Here is a 14695-nt window from a genome sequence, read left to right on the forward strand (position 1 = left end):
AATTCTCTAAGCTAAATTAGGGAATTACGCTCTTATTCATATCATCATTTAGTCTGAAATTGCTTGAAACGCTTTTCTACACCGATCTCTTTTTTGCAGTCTTCTTCTATATTTTTTTCGATCCCGTTTTACTCCTTGTATATACATGAATAAGCTAACGAGAAGGAAGAAAGTACATTGCATCGTTAAAATATACGGTGACATGCCTTGCAATGGTTGTTTCGGATCATATAAATGAAAAGGTGCTCCGCCTATTGAAGGAAGTATTGTATTTAGCAGGACGTACGGAATGGAGGCAACTGCAAATGGAAAGAGAATTGCCATATAGTCCTTTTGTGACCATACAGATGCAGCAAGTCCTAAAAGGGCCATTAAACCTGCAAATAAAAAATTAATTCCGATATATACAGTAATGTAAGTGAGAGGTGCATCAAAATATAGGTTTGCGAACATTCCCTCATCATTTATGATGCCTGAACCAGCTGTAGGTTCTCCGTCTGGAATGGTTAATTTGCAAAATAATAATGATAAGATGAATGGAAGCGTATAAAGAAATCCTCCGCAAAAAAACGTAACGATATATTTCGTTACTGAATAAGTAAAGATAGAAATCCCCTTACTCACAAACGGTTTAAAACCATCTGACTTATCCGAATTGTAACTTGTACTAAAGGGAAAACTCGCAATAACTGGCATTAATAACAAATAAACGTCCATTTCATTGTCGCGAAATCCAATCCATTTCATATCTGTTGAAATAGGTCCACTCGCTGGATCTCCTAAATAACGAATTACATAATAATAGTGATAAATACAAATAAGAACGAATCCACTAAACATAATAATTAAAGAAACACGATTACAAAAAGCTTGCTTTATATTTAAACGAAGCGCACGCATCATGACTGAAAAAGCCTCCACTATTTTGATAAACTTGTCTATTTTCTATATTACTATTAAATGTAAAGATTTTCTTGGTTTTTTTATTTGATTATTTGAAAAAAGGGAAATTTGTTGTTAAGTAAGGTTTAGTTGAAAGTATTTTTTTCTGAAATTTGGTTGACAATTAAGTATTACATTTGTAATCTTAGTTATAGATTACAAATGTAATACAAGGGAGTGAAATATACTATGACAAATCAATTACCTAAAATATCTGAAGCAGAATTAGAAATTATGAAAGTACTTTGGTCGAACTCTCCACAAACAGCGAATGAAATTATAGAAGAACTGGAAGATGCAATGGATTGGAAACCGAAAACAATCCGGACATTAATTAATCGGTTAGTACAAAAGGAAGCCGTTTCTTACCATCAAGATAAAGGGCGTATGTACGCTTATTATCCGTTAGTATCACAAGATAATTATTTACAAGTTGAAACGAAATCTTTGCTAAAGCGTTTTTGTGGCGCAGCGTTTAAGCCACTACTTGTTAATTTTTTAAAAGAGGAAAAATTATCTTCAGAAGATATTAATGAACTGAAACGCATTTTAGATGAGAAGACTGAGGAGAACAAGAGGAAGGATAGATAACAATGATAGACACGCTTATAAATGTATACCTTCCTCATTTTTTTGATTGGCTTATAGAAACGTCACTTATGGCTAGCATATTAGTTGGATTTATTCTATGTATAAAAGTGCTATTTAGAAATAAATTAACGCCCCGGTGGCAATATATGCTGTGGATCGTACTAATGATAAGACTCCTTTTACCATGGTCACCAGATAGCTCTTATAGCATTTATTCATTACTTTCTTATAGTTCTAGTGTGTCGGAAGTTATTCCAAAAAATATGCCGGCTACTGAGAGTATAGTGAACATAGAAAGCGACCGTAAAGTGGAATTCGAATCAAATTCAGAAACTGTGACAAAAAATAGTGGACCTGAAGTAAAAGCGGGTGCGGAACAACAGACTGCATTTTCTTTATACAAAATCGCTCTATATGTTTGGTTAGCTGGGGTAATCATATTAGCAGTCATAACGTTTATTACAAATAGACGTTTATATTCTTACATAAAGAAACAACCGGATATTACAGATGAACAGGTCGTTACAGTGTTTAATCGCTGTAAGCAGTCTATGAAAATGAAGAAGGCAGTTTCATTACGTCTAGCAGGAAAAATTGCGAGTCCAACCGTATTTAGTTTCTTTCGTCCGAAAGTATTACTATCAAAAAAACATATGAAAGTATTAAATGAACAACAATTACAATATGTCTTTTACCATGAGTTAGCTCATATTAAGAGAAATGACGTAGCGGTAAATTGGATTATGTATAGTTTACTCCTATTAAATTGGTTCAATCCGATTCTTTGGTACGCCTATTTCTGTATGCGAGAAGATCAAGAATTAGCCTGTGATGCATATGCGCTTACTTTTATAGATAAAGAGGAGCAAATTGCATACGGTCATACAATTATTACCCTTCTAGAACACTATTCCTATCAAGCACCAAGCCTAGCAAATTTAAGTAGAAATAAACGAACACTAAAAAGGAGAATCGTTATGATTAAAAAGTTCCAAAAGAAATCGTATCGTCTTTCTTTACTTGGAGTTATTGCTATAGTTGCTATAGCATCCCTCTCTTTATTCAACGCACGTGCAACGGAAGGGCAAGAAAAACAAGAGGATCAGGTAGAGCAGTCAAAGGATGCTTTCCAAAATGCTGTAGATATGCTGTATGGTACAGAAGAAAATGCGAAAAAAGAATATCATTATTCAGCAAGAGTGTATGAACAAAAGACAGATTATATATATTTAGCTGAAAAGGCTTTAACAAAAGATGAATTCCAGCAGTACATAAAATTATCTAAAGAAATTATTAATATACAGAAAAAAGGGGCTCCGAGAGATTCTGACTACGAGTCAATATTTTTTAGAGAAGAGCGTTTAACAGAAGCTGATCGTGACAAATTATATGCACTTTATGATCAAGCAAAACCATTTGATGACAAAGTGCATGAATCTTTAAATTATACGGTGAAGGAAGCGCAGGAACATGTTGATTTTCAAATTAAGAAGCCAACTTACACAATTGAAGGATACAATCTGAAGGATGAAAAGGTAAGTTATTTTATTAAGAGAAGACCTGAATTAATTATTGATTTAGAATATACAAACGGAAAAGGAAATTATGCAATTTCTCAATCACAAGTTTTTGGGGAAAGTAAAGATCCGTTCCATGCTTTGTTTGTTGTAGAAGAAAACATTGAACAGTACGAACTAGAAGGTAATCAAATATACTATGCGACTCATAACTCGCATAGTAATTTACAAGGTATGAAGATGATTGTTCCTGCAAAAGGGAAAAATAGTGCATACCAAATCGTTATTATTAATCATAGTTTAGAGAACCCAGGAGAAGCAGTATTCGATAAGAATGTAAATAAAGAAGAGTTAGAGAAGGTTATGCTTTCTATGTTGAAATAATAAAAAGGTGTTCTTGAGATGTATATCTCAAGAACACCTTTTCCTTTTCTCTTTTCTTCTGATACACTATGGACAGTATGATATAACTTGACTGGAATTTTTTATACTGGAAATAATAAAAAAGAGAACTTGTATAGAATGTAAGCGTGTGGTAATATCAAAGATGTACTGATTGACTATATTATCCAATTGGTCATTTTTGGAGGTGACGATGTGGCGATAGATCGAAAGCGTTCTATTATTGAAGCTGCAACAAAGTCTTTTTCAGCGTTCGGTTATAAAGCAACAACGATGGATCAAGTAGCGAAGTTAGCGAATGTAGGAAAAGGAACGATTTATACTTTTTTCAAAAATAAAGAAGAGCTATTTGGTGAAATTATTTCTAATTTAATTACAGAAATGAAGCAAGTTGCAGAACATGCAATTCGTTCAGATGTTTCATTTTTTGAAAATGTACATAGAGCATTATATAGCATATTAGAATTCAGAAAAGAACATCAGCTCATGATTAAGTTAATTCAAGAAGAACGTGATATGGGAACGAAAGAAGTACAAGAAGTGATGCAACAAGTAGATGTGGAAATCGTTTCTGTCATTCAATCGTATTTAAAGATTGCGATTGAAAAAGGTGAAATTAGCAAATGTGATCCAGAAATTACAGCATTTATTATGCTTCGCTTATACGTATCGCTTATTTTTGATTGGGAAAAAAATCATAAACCGTTAGAAAAAGAAAAAATCGCAGAATTATTTGAACTTTATTTATTAAAAGGATTGTCAAACTAAGATAATCCTTTTATTATTATAAAAAGTGACCACTTGAACAAAATGGTCATATATTTATTTTAGGAGGGATAATAGAAATATTTACTTCATAGTAAGGAACATTTGCATAGTATAAATTCGGGGATAAGGCATATGTATGAATAAGTATAGCCTTTTTATTTGGGTAAAAATGACCAAATGAACATTTTGGTCATTCAGAAAAAAGGGGGAGAAATGATGAAAGGAAATCAGTTACTTCGTAAAGAGTTCACACAAATTATAAAAAGTAAAAAAATATTAATTCCAATTATCGCGGTTTTATTCGTACCAATTTTATATGCAGGTATGTTTTTATGGGCCTTTTGGGATCCGTATAAACAGTTAGATGATTTACCAGTTGCGGTAGTCAATTTAGATAAAGGTGCAGTATTTGATGGGAAACCAATTGAGGTCGGAAAAGGGCTCGTTGATAACTTAAAAGATAATACAAGTTTTAAATGGGAATTTGTAAGTGAAAAAGAGGCGAAAAAAGGAATGGAAGGTAGAAAGTATTACATGTTAGTACGCATTCCAGATGACTTCTCAAGTAACGCTACAACGTTATTAAAAGATGATCCAAAACCATTAAACTTAGAATACATTCCAAACGAAAGTTTAAACTTCTTATCTTCACAAATTGGCGGAACAGCCATTGAAAAGATTAAAACTGAAGTATCAAGTACGTTAACCAAAACATATGCAGAGAAAATGTTTGATTCCATTCAAGACGTCTCAAAAGGATTAGCAGATGGGGCGGAAGGAGCAAATAAACTACACGACGGATCAAGTGAATTGCACGATGGTTCAAGTAAAGTGACAGATGGCCTTCATACACTGCAAGGGAAGTCTGGGGAGATGAAGGATGGAGTTCAGAAATTAGCAGATGGATCTAATAAATTAGTAGATGGCTCCGGAAAAGTAACAAACGGTTTAAATACGCTAAATAGCAAAACAGGTGAAATGCAGATAGGTGTCGGGAAATTATTAGACGGTTCCGGAAAAGTAACGAACGGTTTAAATACGTTACATAGTAAAACAGGTGAGATGCAAACAGGTATTGGAAAATTGGTAGATGGCTCCGGAAAAGTAACAGACGGTTTAAATACGTTAAATAGTAAAACGGGTGAAATGCAAAAAGGAATTGGCGAATTGCGTGATGGATCTGAGAAAGTGACCGGTGGTTTGAACCAATTAGTAAGTAAATCCGGTGAATTAAAAGCAGGAACAACGGATCTATCAAATGGTATGGGAAAACTTGCTGAAGGGCAAAGTCAATTAGAAAAAGGGTCTCAAGAAATTCAAAAGGGATTGCAAGATTTAAATAGTAACGTACAAAAGTCTGCTGCAGGATTAGGTGAAATGCAGTCGGAAATTCCTTCTATATTGAATGCAGTAAATGAGAAAATAGATGGGGCTGGGGCGAATGTAAATCAGTTAAATGAACTTACACAATCAACAGCAGGAGATGCAAAAAATGCAGCGCAAGAGGTAGCGAATTTACAAAAGCAAATTGAAAGTTTACCAAAAGAATATCAAGAGCAGTTACAACCGTTCATAACAAGTGCTGTAAAAAGTACAGCGACAGTTCAGCAAAAAGCTTCCGGAGTAGCGGGTGGAACAAATAAATTAAATGAAGAAGTAAAACAATTAAAAGGCGAAATACATCAAAAAACAAATGGATTGCAAAACAAATTACCAAATCCAGCAGGGGTGGAAACTCTAGCAGGTGGTATTGAGAAACTAACGAACGCACAAAATGAATTTGTTAGTAAGTTTCATGGGTTTGGTGAGGGATTAGATAATGCAAAAATAGGTGCTGATAAATTAAAAGATGGATCAGTTCAATTAATTGATGGCGTAACGCAATTACAAAACGGATCTGGAAAAGTGACAGCTGGTCTAGGTGCATTATCTGCAGGAGCAAATCAAATGGCAGGTGGAGTAAATCAATTAGCAGATGGCTCAAGCCAAGTAACAGGCGGTTTAGGTACATTATCTGCAGGAGCAAACCAAATGGCGGGTGGAGTAAATCAATTAGCAGATGGCTCAAGCCAAGTAACAGGCGGTTTAGGTACATTATCTGTAGGAGCAAACCAAATGACAGGTGGAGTAAATCAATTAGCAGATGGCTCTGGTCAAGTAACAACTGGCTTAGGTACTCTAAATGGTGGTCTAAATAAAATGTCAACTGGTTCAACCCAGCTAATCGACGGCGTAAATAAACTAGCAGACGGCTCAGGAAAAGTGACAGATGGCCTCGTAAAAGTAAACGATGGTTCAGGTGAACTTGCTGAGAAACTTGGCGAAGGGGCTGAGAAAACGGGTGAAGTAAAAGGAACCGATAAAACGTATGATATGTTTGCAAGTCCTGTAAAAGTGAAGACGGAGAAAATGGCGGAAGTTCCAAACTACGGAACAGGATTCACACCATATTTCTTATCACTCGGTTTATTCGTTGGGGCATTGCTACTATCAATCGTATATCCATTACGTGATACAGTCGGCGTTCCGAAATCAGGATTTAGCTGGTTTATTAGTAAGTTTGGTGTTTTACTATCAGTTGGAGTTATTCAAGCGGTAGTAGCTGATGTTATATTACTATTTGGGTTAGGTGTAGAAGTACAAAGCATTCCGTACTTTATACTCTTTAGCATCGTTACAAGCTTAGCGTTTATCGCATTAATTCAATGTTTAGTAACAGCATTCGGTGATGCAGGGCGTTTTATTGCCATTATCACATTAATTATTCAGCTTACAACAAGTGCTGGAACATTCCCACTAGAATTGATTCCGAAGTTTTTACAACCATTCAACGCTTGGTTACCGATGACATACTCTGTATCAGGATTGAAAGCAGTCGTATCAAGTGGAGACTTTAACTTCATGTGGCAAAACATAGGAATACTCATGATTTTCATCGTTGTGTTATCACTTGGAACTATCGCCTCATTAACTTGGATGCATAAACGACAGTTTAAAAATATTGCTGAAAATCAATCGGTTGAAGCGTAAATAAGACCAATAAAAAAGGCACTGAAAAGGTGCCTTTTTTATCGGTTTTATTTTATTGGATGAGAAATTTTATTTGTTTTTTTATTTTTACGGAACAAGTGTATACCAACACTTATGAGGAGAATAGTAGCTACAATCCAAACAAATGGACCATATCTTTCAGCAAAAGTATATAGTTTCATGTTCCTGGCAATATCCTCTTTTGTTTTTCCTATTAGAATTTCTGAGCCACTATAGCCTTCAAGTGTATCTCCTTTTTTTATACCAAAAATAAGAGTATCTGATTTGTTTTCTATTCCTGTATATCGGTAGCCCTTACCTTTAATTGTTAATTGAGTATCATCCTTTTTTAGTGAGTAATCTTCGGCAGAAATATCTTTTCCTAACAGTGTAATTGGCTCCATTGAAAAACGGATTTCTTTTAATGTAGGAAGAGTTTCATTGTTTAATAAGAGTTGCTTTGCAATATGCTGCTCAGTATCAATGTTTATCCAATTTGCCTTTCGGCGTTTATACGTATTAATTTCAAGGAGTGCGAATTCTTTATTTTGAAGTTTTTCTTCTGTAATAGGTTGCGCAGTAGTTAACGTCCCTTTTAATAAAATTACACCGTCTTTTGCAGATTGAAATGAAGAGACTTCTTCCGTTTTTTTTAATGTATTGATAGCATTTCTATAATCTTCTTTTCCTAAAAGAACAGCTCCTGTATGTACAGTTAAAATCAGATATAGGATGCTTAATACTATAATAGCTTTTTTCACTATGTACCCTCCAAAGTATGTATAAGTTAATTATAACATAATTTACCATATGGAATTATTGATTTGAATAATAAGTTACAAGTATAAAAATGATGAATAAATTAAAAAAGTGTGGAGGAGAGGAGTAAAAGTGAAAAGGACTTACAACAATTTACAGAGAAACATAGGGTAGGGGAGTTGATATGATGAAAGGAAATCTTATTTATTATTTTATCTTAAATCCATTAATCATCTTTCTTGTTTCACAAAGAAAAATATATAAATATGAAAGATGCACTAGGAATACTTGTAGTTTACTATGTGCTAATTAGTGGGTATTACTTTATGGATGTTGTAAGTGAAAGAATGAAGAAGAATAGTAAGGACAAACAATAAAGTTTTATTGTATAAAAATCAATGGGGGACAATAAAATGACTGAAAGTGAAATGAAATTTAGGGATACGACTATCCGTAACTTTTTCGATAAAGAGGATCGTTTAAAATCGATTCCAGGTCAAAAGAAGAAAAAAATAGTATTGTTAGAGCATTTAATTAGCAAATTAAACGCTGGAAATCAATATACGGAAAAAGAAATGAATACATTTATAAAACAATACCATGATGATTTTTGTACGATTAGACGTGAGTTTATTGTGCACGGGTTTATGGATCGAGAGGATAATACGTACCGTATAAATGGGAGAGAAGTTTGGGTGAAGTGGGAGGAGTTAAAATAATGAATCAGCAGGGGGATCCCCACTGATTATGAGCTCGTACTAGTCTTGCACTTTCTGCGTAGTAAGTCTATGAATTCTTCAATATTTGAACTTGTAATGTATCCCAGCGTGATATATTCATCTTCATAGTAAAATATTATTTTTTTATCAAAGATTCTTCTCTTCGTTTCTATGGATAGAATTTTTTCATAATCAAATTCGGCAATGAATGTGTTTTTATATTGGCTAAAAAAGAGAAGTCTTCCATTCGTAGCAAGTAGCATGCCTGGATGCGGAACTTTATGCGTAATTATATAGCCAGTAAGTGAACAATTTAAAGTAGATAAAATTGTTTCTTCTTTATGTAATAGTTGTTTTGCAGCTGTTAAAATTGGATTCATTGTATACATTCCTTTTATATAGATGTAAAGATATTGTATCAAAAGTGGAAAAATTCTCAATATGTAATGTTGCATTTTGAGCGTTATATAGTTTTAATGTTATTTTTTAAAGAAAAAGGTACGAGGTGATTTAGTGATACGATTTGCAAAAGAGATTGATGCAGAATCAATTATAGATATTAGAAAAGAAATTATACTATTGGAAACTACTACAAAGTTTTTTATAGTATCTCCAAATAAATTACCAAATGATAGTAATGCAGAAATTGAAAAGATACGGAAAAGTAATGAAAAAGGTAATCTTTACATAGTTTATGAAGTTGATAAAAAATTGGTTGGTTTTTTAATTTTCAATCGATATGAACTAGAACGCTTACGACATGCAGGTACAATGGGAATGGGGATAAGGGAGGCGTACTGTAATCAAGGCATTGGTACGAAACTAATTGAATTTCTTATTAGTTGGGCTAAAGAGCAGAAAGGTTTAGAGAAAATTTGCTTAGGCGTAGTTTCTGTTAATGATAGAGCGATTAAGGTGTACAAACGTATGGGATTTGTAGAAGAAGGCAGACAAAGAAAGCAAATTAAATATGAAGATGGGTCATATGGAGATGACGTATTGATGTGTTTTTATATTGAATAAAAAAGAGGAGTCTTCTATTGATAGCAAGTGGGAATTTATGAATTGTATAGGCGGTGCATATTTTAGTGAAGAGACTGCCAATATGGGCAGTCTCTTTTTAGTGGAAATGTTAACACTTAGCAAACCTTAAGTTCCAATCTTTCTTTCTGACGTAAATGATGTGCAAAATGCATAGAAATAAGCTGGAACCATTCTGCTGCATGTAAGTAACCAAGCCCAGGATGTTCGACTTTACAATCACTAGAGATAGAAGAAAGCGTTGGCTCAATGTCTTTAACAATTGTAATTAATTCTAGAATCTGTTTCTGTACGTCTTCTTTATTAGCTGGGTTTTCAGGCGTATATCCAGGATGATCTGGTAATTTGATTTTTATGTCTGGGAAAGCTCCCATCATATATACCTTTTCTCCCATATCTGTTTTCTTGTTAGTTACAGAAGGTAATTCAGTTCTGCATTTTGCGATTGCATCTAACTGCATGCGTGTAGCTGAAATTAAGTGATTATACATTTGACCGAGAGACCATTCCTCATTAGAAGGCTTCATCCTAAATTGTTCTATAGAGTACTTTTCTAATTCCTCTATGTAGTACGTTGCTAACTCTTCAAATTTCTTCATATCACTAACTCCTTTTTATGAAAATGTATTTGTTAATACCTACTATAAAGGAGAGATACTGACAGCATTATGTCAGTAGTGAAATTACAGTTTTAACATTTTTTTTGCTTCATCACGGATTTTCTCAGAAAGAATTTTTGGCTCAAGTACTTGTACTTGGCTTCCCCAGCTTAATACCCATTGAAATACTTCGTCTATGTTTCTTGATTTCAAAAAAACGTGAAAACCGCTATCTCTATGTTCATATGAATCTATAAAATAATATCGTGATTCAATAATTTTATGTGCAATATGAGATGGAAACAATAAATGAATCATAACAGTGCGATTATTTTCAGGTTGATAGTTTTGTAAAGAAAAGTCTTTCGGTTTCGTAAAGAATTCTTGCTCTTGTTGTAATTCCTCCATACGATCTAAACGAAAATTACGTATTTGTTTTCGAAGTAAACAGTAGGCAACGATGTACCAAATTCCCGAAATATTGACTAAACCGTAAGGATGAACGGCCCGCTGTATTTTTGTAGTTTCCCTCGGTTTACGATAAGAAAAAGAGATAGCTTGTTCTTTTTGAATAGATTCTTGCAATAGGAGAAGTTGATTTTCTAGTGTTTCTTGTTCAGATTGCTGATGTGAGAATATAGGAGAAAGGAAACGAAAAGTTCCTCGTAATTCCTGGGCTTTCTTTTGTTAATCAGCAGGGAGAACAATTTCAAGTTTCTCTTTTGCTGATCGTGCATGTACAGCAAAAGAAGAAGTGAAAGTTTTCTCGATATAATCACCGCCTAATAAAAGAGTAACAGCCTCTTCAGGCGTAAGTTGAATGGGGGGTAAGAAATAACCATCCATTAATGAATAACCGTGGCCGGGCATGGCGAAAAGTGGGACGCCAGATTCACTAAGTGCATCCATGTCTCGATAAATAGTTCTTATACTTGTCTCAAATTTTTCCGCTAAGCTTTGTGCTGTAACAGTGTGTCTTCTTTGTAATTCAATTAATATAGCTAATAAACGATCCGTCCGATTCATGAAATATCTCCCTTTATCTTTAGTAAATATGCCTACTGTAAAGTTCTAAAAGTAGTATAAATTCCCCTCCCATTAACAGACTTTTCCCTATGAATAATATTAATATAGTAAAATCATAACAACCCATATTGCAGTTTCCAATAATATACTATATAATCAATTTAAGAAAACGTTTTCATGCAAAGGGGGAGAATTTCGTGTCGACTATAGAGGACGTGGCGAAATTAGCGGGGTTATCAAGGACAACGGTTTCTAGGGTGATTAATAATCATCCATATGTTTCAGATGAGAAGAAAAAAAGGGTTCAATTAGCAATGAAGCACTTAGGCTTCGTTCCTAATTCTGCGGCGAGAAGGCTTCGTAAACAAAAGACGGAAACAATTGCGGTGCTCGTTCCAAGGATTACAAATCCTTTCTTCAGTAGATTTATCGAAGCAATCGAGATTGCTGCTTCTGAACATAAATATAAACTGATTATTTGTCAAACAAGATATTTACCAGAAAAAGAGATGGAGTATTTACAATTATTATCTACGAAACAAGTAGATGGGATTATTCTATGTTCACTAGAAAATCCGTGGGAAGATGTAGAGCCATACTTACAGCACGGTCCAATTGTGTTATGTAATGAATATATTGAGGAAGCAAATGTTCCAACAGTGAAGTTTGATCATGCGCAAGGAGCATACATAGCTGCTAAGCATGTGTTAGAACAAGGATATCGTAATCTTATTTTTTGCCGTGGTAACGAAACCAAAGTAGTTAGCCAGCAGCGAAAAATGGGCTTTTTACGTGCCATAACGGAGAAGAGCCGCCAAGTAGAAGCGATCGATTTTCTTGAAAACGCTTTCTCTTGGGATGATGGAAAGAGAATATTCCATGAAGTATTAAAGGACAAAAAAAATCCTACCGCGATTTTGGCAGGAGGCGATGAGGTAGCAGCTGGAATTATTTCAGAGGCGAAACGCCATAATTGGAGTATTCCAGATGATCTTGCTGTTATTGGTTTTGATAATCAAATTTTATCACAGATTACAGAGCCAGGTATTACGACAATTGAACAGCCAATCGATGAGATGGCCCGAAAAGTTGTCGACCTGATGATGGATAAAATCCATACGAAAAATTATCGAAAAAAAGAATTGTATGAGTTTGAACTGGAGCTCTTGGTGAAAGGTTCAACGATGAAGGATACGATGTTATTAGCCTAGTAGACTATGTCTGCTAGGTTTTTTTATGTTCATAAACTACTATTCTTCGTGAACGCAGTCATCACATTTGTTATGGTATGCTTCGTGTTGCTCATCAATTTCTTTCCCGCAGTGCGCACAAGTTTTCGTCGGTAAATTTCTGAAAAACTCCATTGGTTGATCGATCATGTCAATCCCTCCATTTCCATTTCTTACTATCATTGTATTAGTACAAAAAATAAAAGTCAACAACTGTTTTATAACAAAAGTGAAAATTAATGAAAAAGTTTAGGAAATGGATTATAGTTAACAATGTAGGATGTAAGTGAAACATGCATTCCTACTCGGTTTAGAAAGGATGGATACATATGAAAATGACTGTTGTCGGCTTTTGGGGCGGCTTTCCAGAAGCGGGAGAAGCAACGTCGGGCTATTTGTTTGAACACGATGGTTTTCGTTTACTTGTAGACTGTGGCAGTGGTGTACTAGCACAGCTTCAAAAATATATAACACCATCTGATATAGATGCAGTTGTACTTTCGCACTATCATCACGATCATGTTGCAGACATTGGGGTATTGCAATATGCGAGATTAATTACGAGTGCGACAAAGGGGCAACTACCGGAATTACCAATATACGGTCATACGTTTGACGAGAATGGATTCCATTCTTTAACGCATGAACCACATACGAAAGGAATCGCGTACAATCCAGAAGAAACACTTCAAATTGGACCGTTCTCGATTTCATTCTTAAAAACTATTCATCCTGTTACATGCTTTGCGATGCGTATTACAGCTGGTAGTGACGCTGTAGTATACAGTGCTGATTCAAGTTATATTCCTGAATTTATTCCATTCACAAAAGATGCTGATCTTTTCATTTGTGAGTGTAATATGTATGCACATCAAGAAGCTGCAAAAGCAGGGCATATGAATAGTACAGAAGTAGCAAGTATTGCGAAAGATGCAAATGTAAAAGAACTTTTATTAACGCACTTACCGCATACAGGCAATCCATCTGATTTAGTAACAGAAGCAAAACAAATTTTCAGTGGCCATATTACGCTAGCGCATAGTGGCTACGTATGGAACTCATGAGGTGATACGATGTTATTTATTGATAATAAAGGGATTACAGATCCTAGAATAAACTTAGCAATTGAAGAATATTGTGTGAAGAATTTAGATATTAACGAAACATATTTATTGTTCTACATTAACGAGCCTTCCATTATCATTGGTAAAAACCAAAACACAGTAGAAGAAATTAATGCAGATTACGTAAAAGAAAAAGGTATTCATGTCGTTCGTCGTCTATCAGGCGGAGGCGCAGTATATCATGATTTAGGAAACTTAAACTTCAGCTTTATTACGAAAGATGATGGAGACAGTTTCAGCAACTTCAAAAAATTCACAGAGCCTGTAACGAAAGCGCTTGGTAAATTAGGAGTAAATGCAGAACTAAGTGGTCGTAACGACATTTTAGCTGAAGGTAGAAAAATTTCAGGTAACGCGCAGTTCTCAACGAAAGGTCGTATGTTCAGTCACGGCACGTTACTATTTGACTCTGAAATCGATCACGTCGTATCAGCGTTAAAAGTAAAAATGGATAAGATTCAATCAAAAGGCATTAAATCAATCCGTAGCCGCGTTGCGAACATTACAGAGTTCTTAAACGAAAAAATGACGACAGAAGAGTTTAGACAACTTCTTCTAGAAACAATTTTCGAAGGAGAAACAGAAATTCCGACGTACGAATTAACAGAAAATGATTGGAAGGAAATCCATAAACTTTCTGAAGAACGCTACCAAAATTGGGATTGGAACTACGGAAAATCTCCGAAGTTCAACTTACAACATTCACACCGCTTCCCAGTTGGACAAGTTGACGTTCGTCTTGAAGTGAAAAAAGGAACAGTAACAGAATGCAAAATTTACGGTGACTTCTTCGGTTCACTAGATGTGCATGACATTGAAGAACGTCTAACAGGCGTACAATTTGATAAAGATGCATTCACTGTAGCTTTAGAAGGCGTAGATATCGCACGCTACTTCGGTAATATTACAACAGAAGATTTCTTACATTTGTTCTTCTAAAAATAAGAG

General features: G+C 34.7%; 14 protein-coding genes and 2 pseudogenes. 10 read left to right on the forward strand and 6 right to left on the reverse strand.

The window, feature by feature from the left end; all coding sequences use genetic code 11:
* Positions 1 to 48 precede the first annotated feature (48 nt).
* Positions 49 to 903 (reverse strand): hypothetical protein, encoded by an 855-nt coding sequence (locus ACXY7N_RS04280; RefSeq protein ID WP_016088981.1) that lies wholly within the window; start codon positions 901 to 903, stop codon positions 49 to 51.
* A 228-nt stretch (positions 904 to 1131) separates the two neighbouring features.
* Here ACXY7N_RS04280 and ACXY7N_RS04285 point away from each other — a divergent pair, with 228 nt between their 5' ends.
* The 4 genes from ACXY7N_RS04285 to ACXY7N_RS04300 all read left to right on the forward strand — a co-directional run bounded on the left by ACXY7N_RS04285 (position 1132) and on the right by ACXY7N_RS04300 (position 7250).
* Positions 1132 to 1533, forward strand: coding sequence for a BlaI/MecI/CopY family transcriptional regulator (locus ACXY7N_RS04285; RefSeq protein WP_000184503.1), 402 nt, complete (start codon positions 1132 to 1134; stop codon positions 1531 to 1533).
* 2 nt (positions 1534 to 1535) lie between these two features.
* Positions 1536 to 3434: a M56 family metallopeptidase gene (locus ACXY7N_RS04290; protein WP_016133864.1), complete on the forward strand. Its 1899-nt coding sequence runs from the start codon at positions 1536 to 1538 to the stop codon at positions 3432 to 3434.
* Between the two features lie 213 nt (positions 3435 to 3647).
* Positions 3648 to 4220, forward strand: a complete 573-nt coding sequence (locus tag ACXY7N_RS04295; RefSeq protein WP_016088979.1) for a TetR/AcrR family transcriptional regulator — start codon at positions 3648 to 3650, stop codon at positions 4218 to 4220.
* Between the two features lie 216 nt (positions 4221 to 4436).
* Positions 4437 to 7250: a YhgE/Pip domain-containing protein gene (locus ACXY7N_RS04300; protein ID WP_088083424.1), complete on the forward strand. Its 2814-nt coding sequence runs from the start codon at positions 4437 to 4439 to the stop codon at positions 7248 to 7250.
* A 47-nt stretch (positions 7251 to 7297) separates the two neighbouring features.
* Here the strand turns inward: ACXY7N_RS04300 and ACXY7N_RS04305 are convergent, their stop codons facing one another.
* On the reverse strand, positions 7298 to 8011 hold the full coding sequence (locus tag ACXY7N_RS04305) for a hypothetical protein (protein WP_016088976.1): 714 nt from the start codon (positions 8009 to 8011) through the stop codon (positions 7298 to 7300).
* A 182-nt stretch (positions 8012 to 8193) separates the two neighbouring features.
* Between ACXY7N_RS04305 and ACXY7N_RS04310 the strand changes: the two are divergent.
* A pseudogene (locus tag ACXY7N_RS04310) lies at positions 8194 to 8386 on the forward strand (hypothetical protein).
* A gap of 36 nt (positions 8387 to 8422) precedes the next feature.
* Entirely contained in the window at positions 8423 to 8728 is a 306-nt protein-coding gene (locus tag ACXY7N_RS04315; RefSeq protein ID WP_016133867.1) for a DUF2087 domain-containing protein, read from the forward strand.
* A gap of 26 nt (positions 8729 to 8754) precedes the next feature.
* Here ACXY7N_RS04315 and ACXY7N_RS04320 read toward each other — a convergent pair whose 3' ends face one another.
* Positions 8755 to 9108: a PH domain-containing protein gene (locus ACXY7N_RS04320; RefSeq protein ID WP_016088974.1), complete on the reverse strand. Its 354-nt coding sequence runs from the start codon at positions 9106 to 9108 to the stop codon at positions 8755 to 8757.
* Positions 9109 to 9241: 133 nt separating this feature from the next.
* Between ACXY7N_RS04320 and ACXY7N_RS04325 the strand changes: the two genes are divergently transcribed.
* On the forward strand, positions 9242 to 9751 hold the full coding sequence (locus tag ACXY7N_RS04325; protein ID WP_016133868.1) for a GNAT family N-acetyltransferase: 510 nt from the start codon (positions 9242 to 9244) through the stop codon (positions 9749 to 9751).
* A 116-nt stretch (positions 9752 to 9867) separates the two neighbouring features.
* Here the strand turns inward: ACXY7N_RS04325 and ACXY7N_RS04330 are convergent, their stop codons facing one another.
* Together ACXY7N_RS04330 and ACXY7N_RS04335 are read right to left on the reverse strand one after the other, a co-directional pair.
* Positions 9868 to 10368: a DinB family protein gene (locus ACXY7N_RS04330; RefSeq protein WP_016088972.1), complete on the reverse strand. Its 501-nt coding sequence runs from the start codon at positions 10366 to 10368 to the stop codon at positions 9868 to 9870.
* An 84-nt stretch (positions 10369 to 10452) separates the two neighbouring features.
* Positions 10453 to 11394, reverse strand: a pseudogene (locus ACXY7N_RS04335) (helix-turn-helix transcriptional regulator).
* 197 nt (positions 11395 to 11591) lie between these two features.
* On the opposite strand from ACXY7N_RS04335, the gene ACXY7N_RS04340 reads away from it, so the two are divergent.
* On the forward strand, positions 11592 to 12605 hold the full coding sequence (locus ACXY7N_RS04340) for a LacI family DNA-binding transcriptional regulator (protein ID WP_016088970.1): 1014 nt from the start codon (positions 11592 to 11594) through the stop codon (positions 12603 to 12605).
* 39 nt (positions 12606 to 12644) lie between these two features.
* Here the strand turns inward: ACXY7N_RS04340 and yhfH are convergent, their stop codons facing one another.
* Positions 12645 to 12773 carry a protein YhfH gene (gene yhfH / locus ACXY7N_RS04345; RefSeq protein WP_000567010.1) on the reverse strand — a complete coding sequence of 43 codons (129 nt, stop codon included), beginning with the start codon at positions 12771 to 12773 and terminating at the stop codon, positions 12645 to 12647.
* 179 nt (positions 12774 to 12952) lie between these two features.
* Here yhfH and ACXY7N_RS04350 point away from each other — a divergent pair, with 179 nt between their 5' ends.
* Together ACXY7N_RS04350 and lplA are read left to right on the forward strand one after the other, a co-directional pair.
* Complete coding sequence (locus tag ACXY7N_RS04350) at positions 12953 to 13687, forward strand: MBL fold metallo-hydrolase (RefSeq protein ID WP_016133869.1); 735 nt, start codon at positions 12953 to 12955, stop codon at positions 13685 to 13687.
* A 9-nt stretch (positions 13688 to 13696) separates the two neighbouring features.
* Positions 13697 to 14686, forward strand: coding sequence for a lipoate--protein ligase (gene lplA, locus ACXY7N_RS04355; RefSeq protein ID WP_016088968.1), 990 nt, complete (start codon positions 13697 to 13699; stop codon positions 14684 to 14686).
* The last annotated feature ends 9 nt before the right edge of the window (positions 14687 to 14695 follow it).

The sequence above is a fragment of the Bacillus sp. 5w2 genome (assembly GCF_054353775.1).

What these genes read in the sequence shown, in the direction of transcription:
- ACXY7N_RS04320 (WP_016088974.1), bottom strand. Translation starts at nt 9,108, where the DNA reads ATGAATCCAATTTTAACAGCTGCAAAACAACTATTACATAAAGAAGAA.
- ACXY7N_RS04330 (WP_016088972.1), bottom strand. Translation starts at nt 10,368, where the DNA reads ATGAAGAAATTTGAAGAGTTAGCAACGTACTACATAGAGGAATTAGAA.
- ACXY7N_RS04300 (WP_088083424.1), top strand. Translation starts at nt 4,437, where the DNA reads ATGAAAGGAAATCAGTTACTTCGTAAAGAGTTCACACAAATTATAAAA.
- ACXY7N_RS04290 (WP_016133864.1), top strand. Translation starts at nt 1,536, where the DNA reads ATGATAGACACGCTTATAAATGTATACCTTCCTCATTTTTTTGATTGG.
- yhfH (WP_000567010.1), bottom strand. Translation starts at nt 12,773, where the DNA reads ATGATCGATCAACCAATGGAGTTTTTCAGAAATTTACCGACGAAAACT.
- ACXY7N_RS04315 (WP_016133867.1), top strand. Translation starts at nt 8,423, where the DNA reads ATGACTGAAAGTGAAATGAAATTTAGGGATACGACTATCCGTAACTTT.
- ACXY7N_RS04280 (WP_016088981.1), bottom strand. Translation starts at nt 903, where the DNA reads ATGATGCGTGCGCTTCGTTTAAATATAAAGCAAGCTTTTTGTAATCGT.
- lplA (WP_016088968.1), top strand. Translation starts at nt 13,697, where the DNA reads ATGTTATTTATTGATAATAAAGGGATTACAGATCCTAGAATAAACTTA.
- ACXY7N_RS04350 (WP_016133869.1), top strand. Translation starts at nt 12,953, where the DNA reads ATGAAAATGACTGTTGTCGGCTTTTGGGGCGGCTTTCCAGAAGCGGGA.
- ACXY7N_RS04285 (WP_000184503.1), top strand. Translation starts at nt 1,132, where the DNA reads ATGACAAATCAATTACCTAAAATATCTGAAGCAGAATTAGAAATTATG.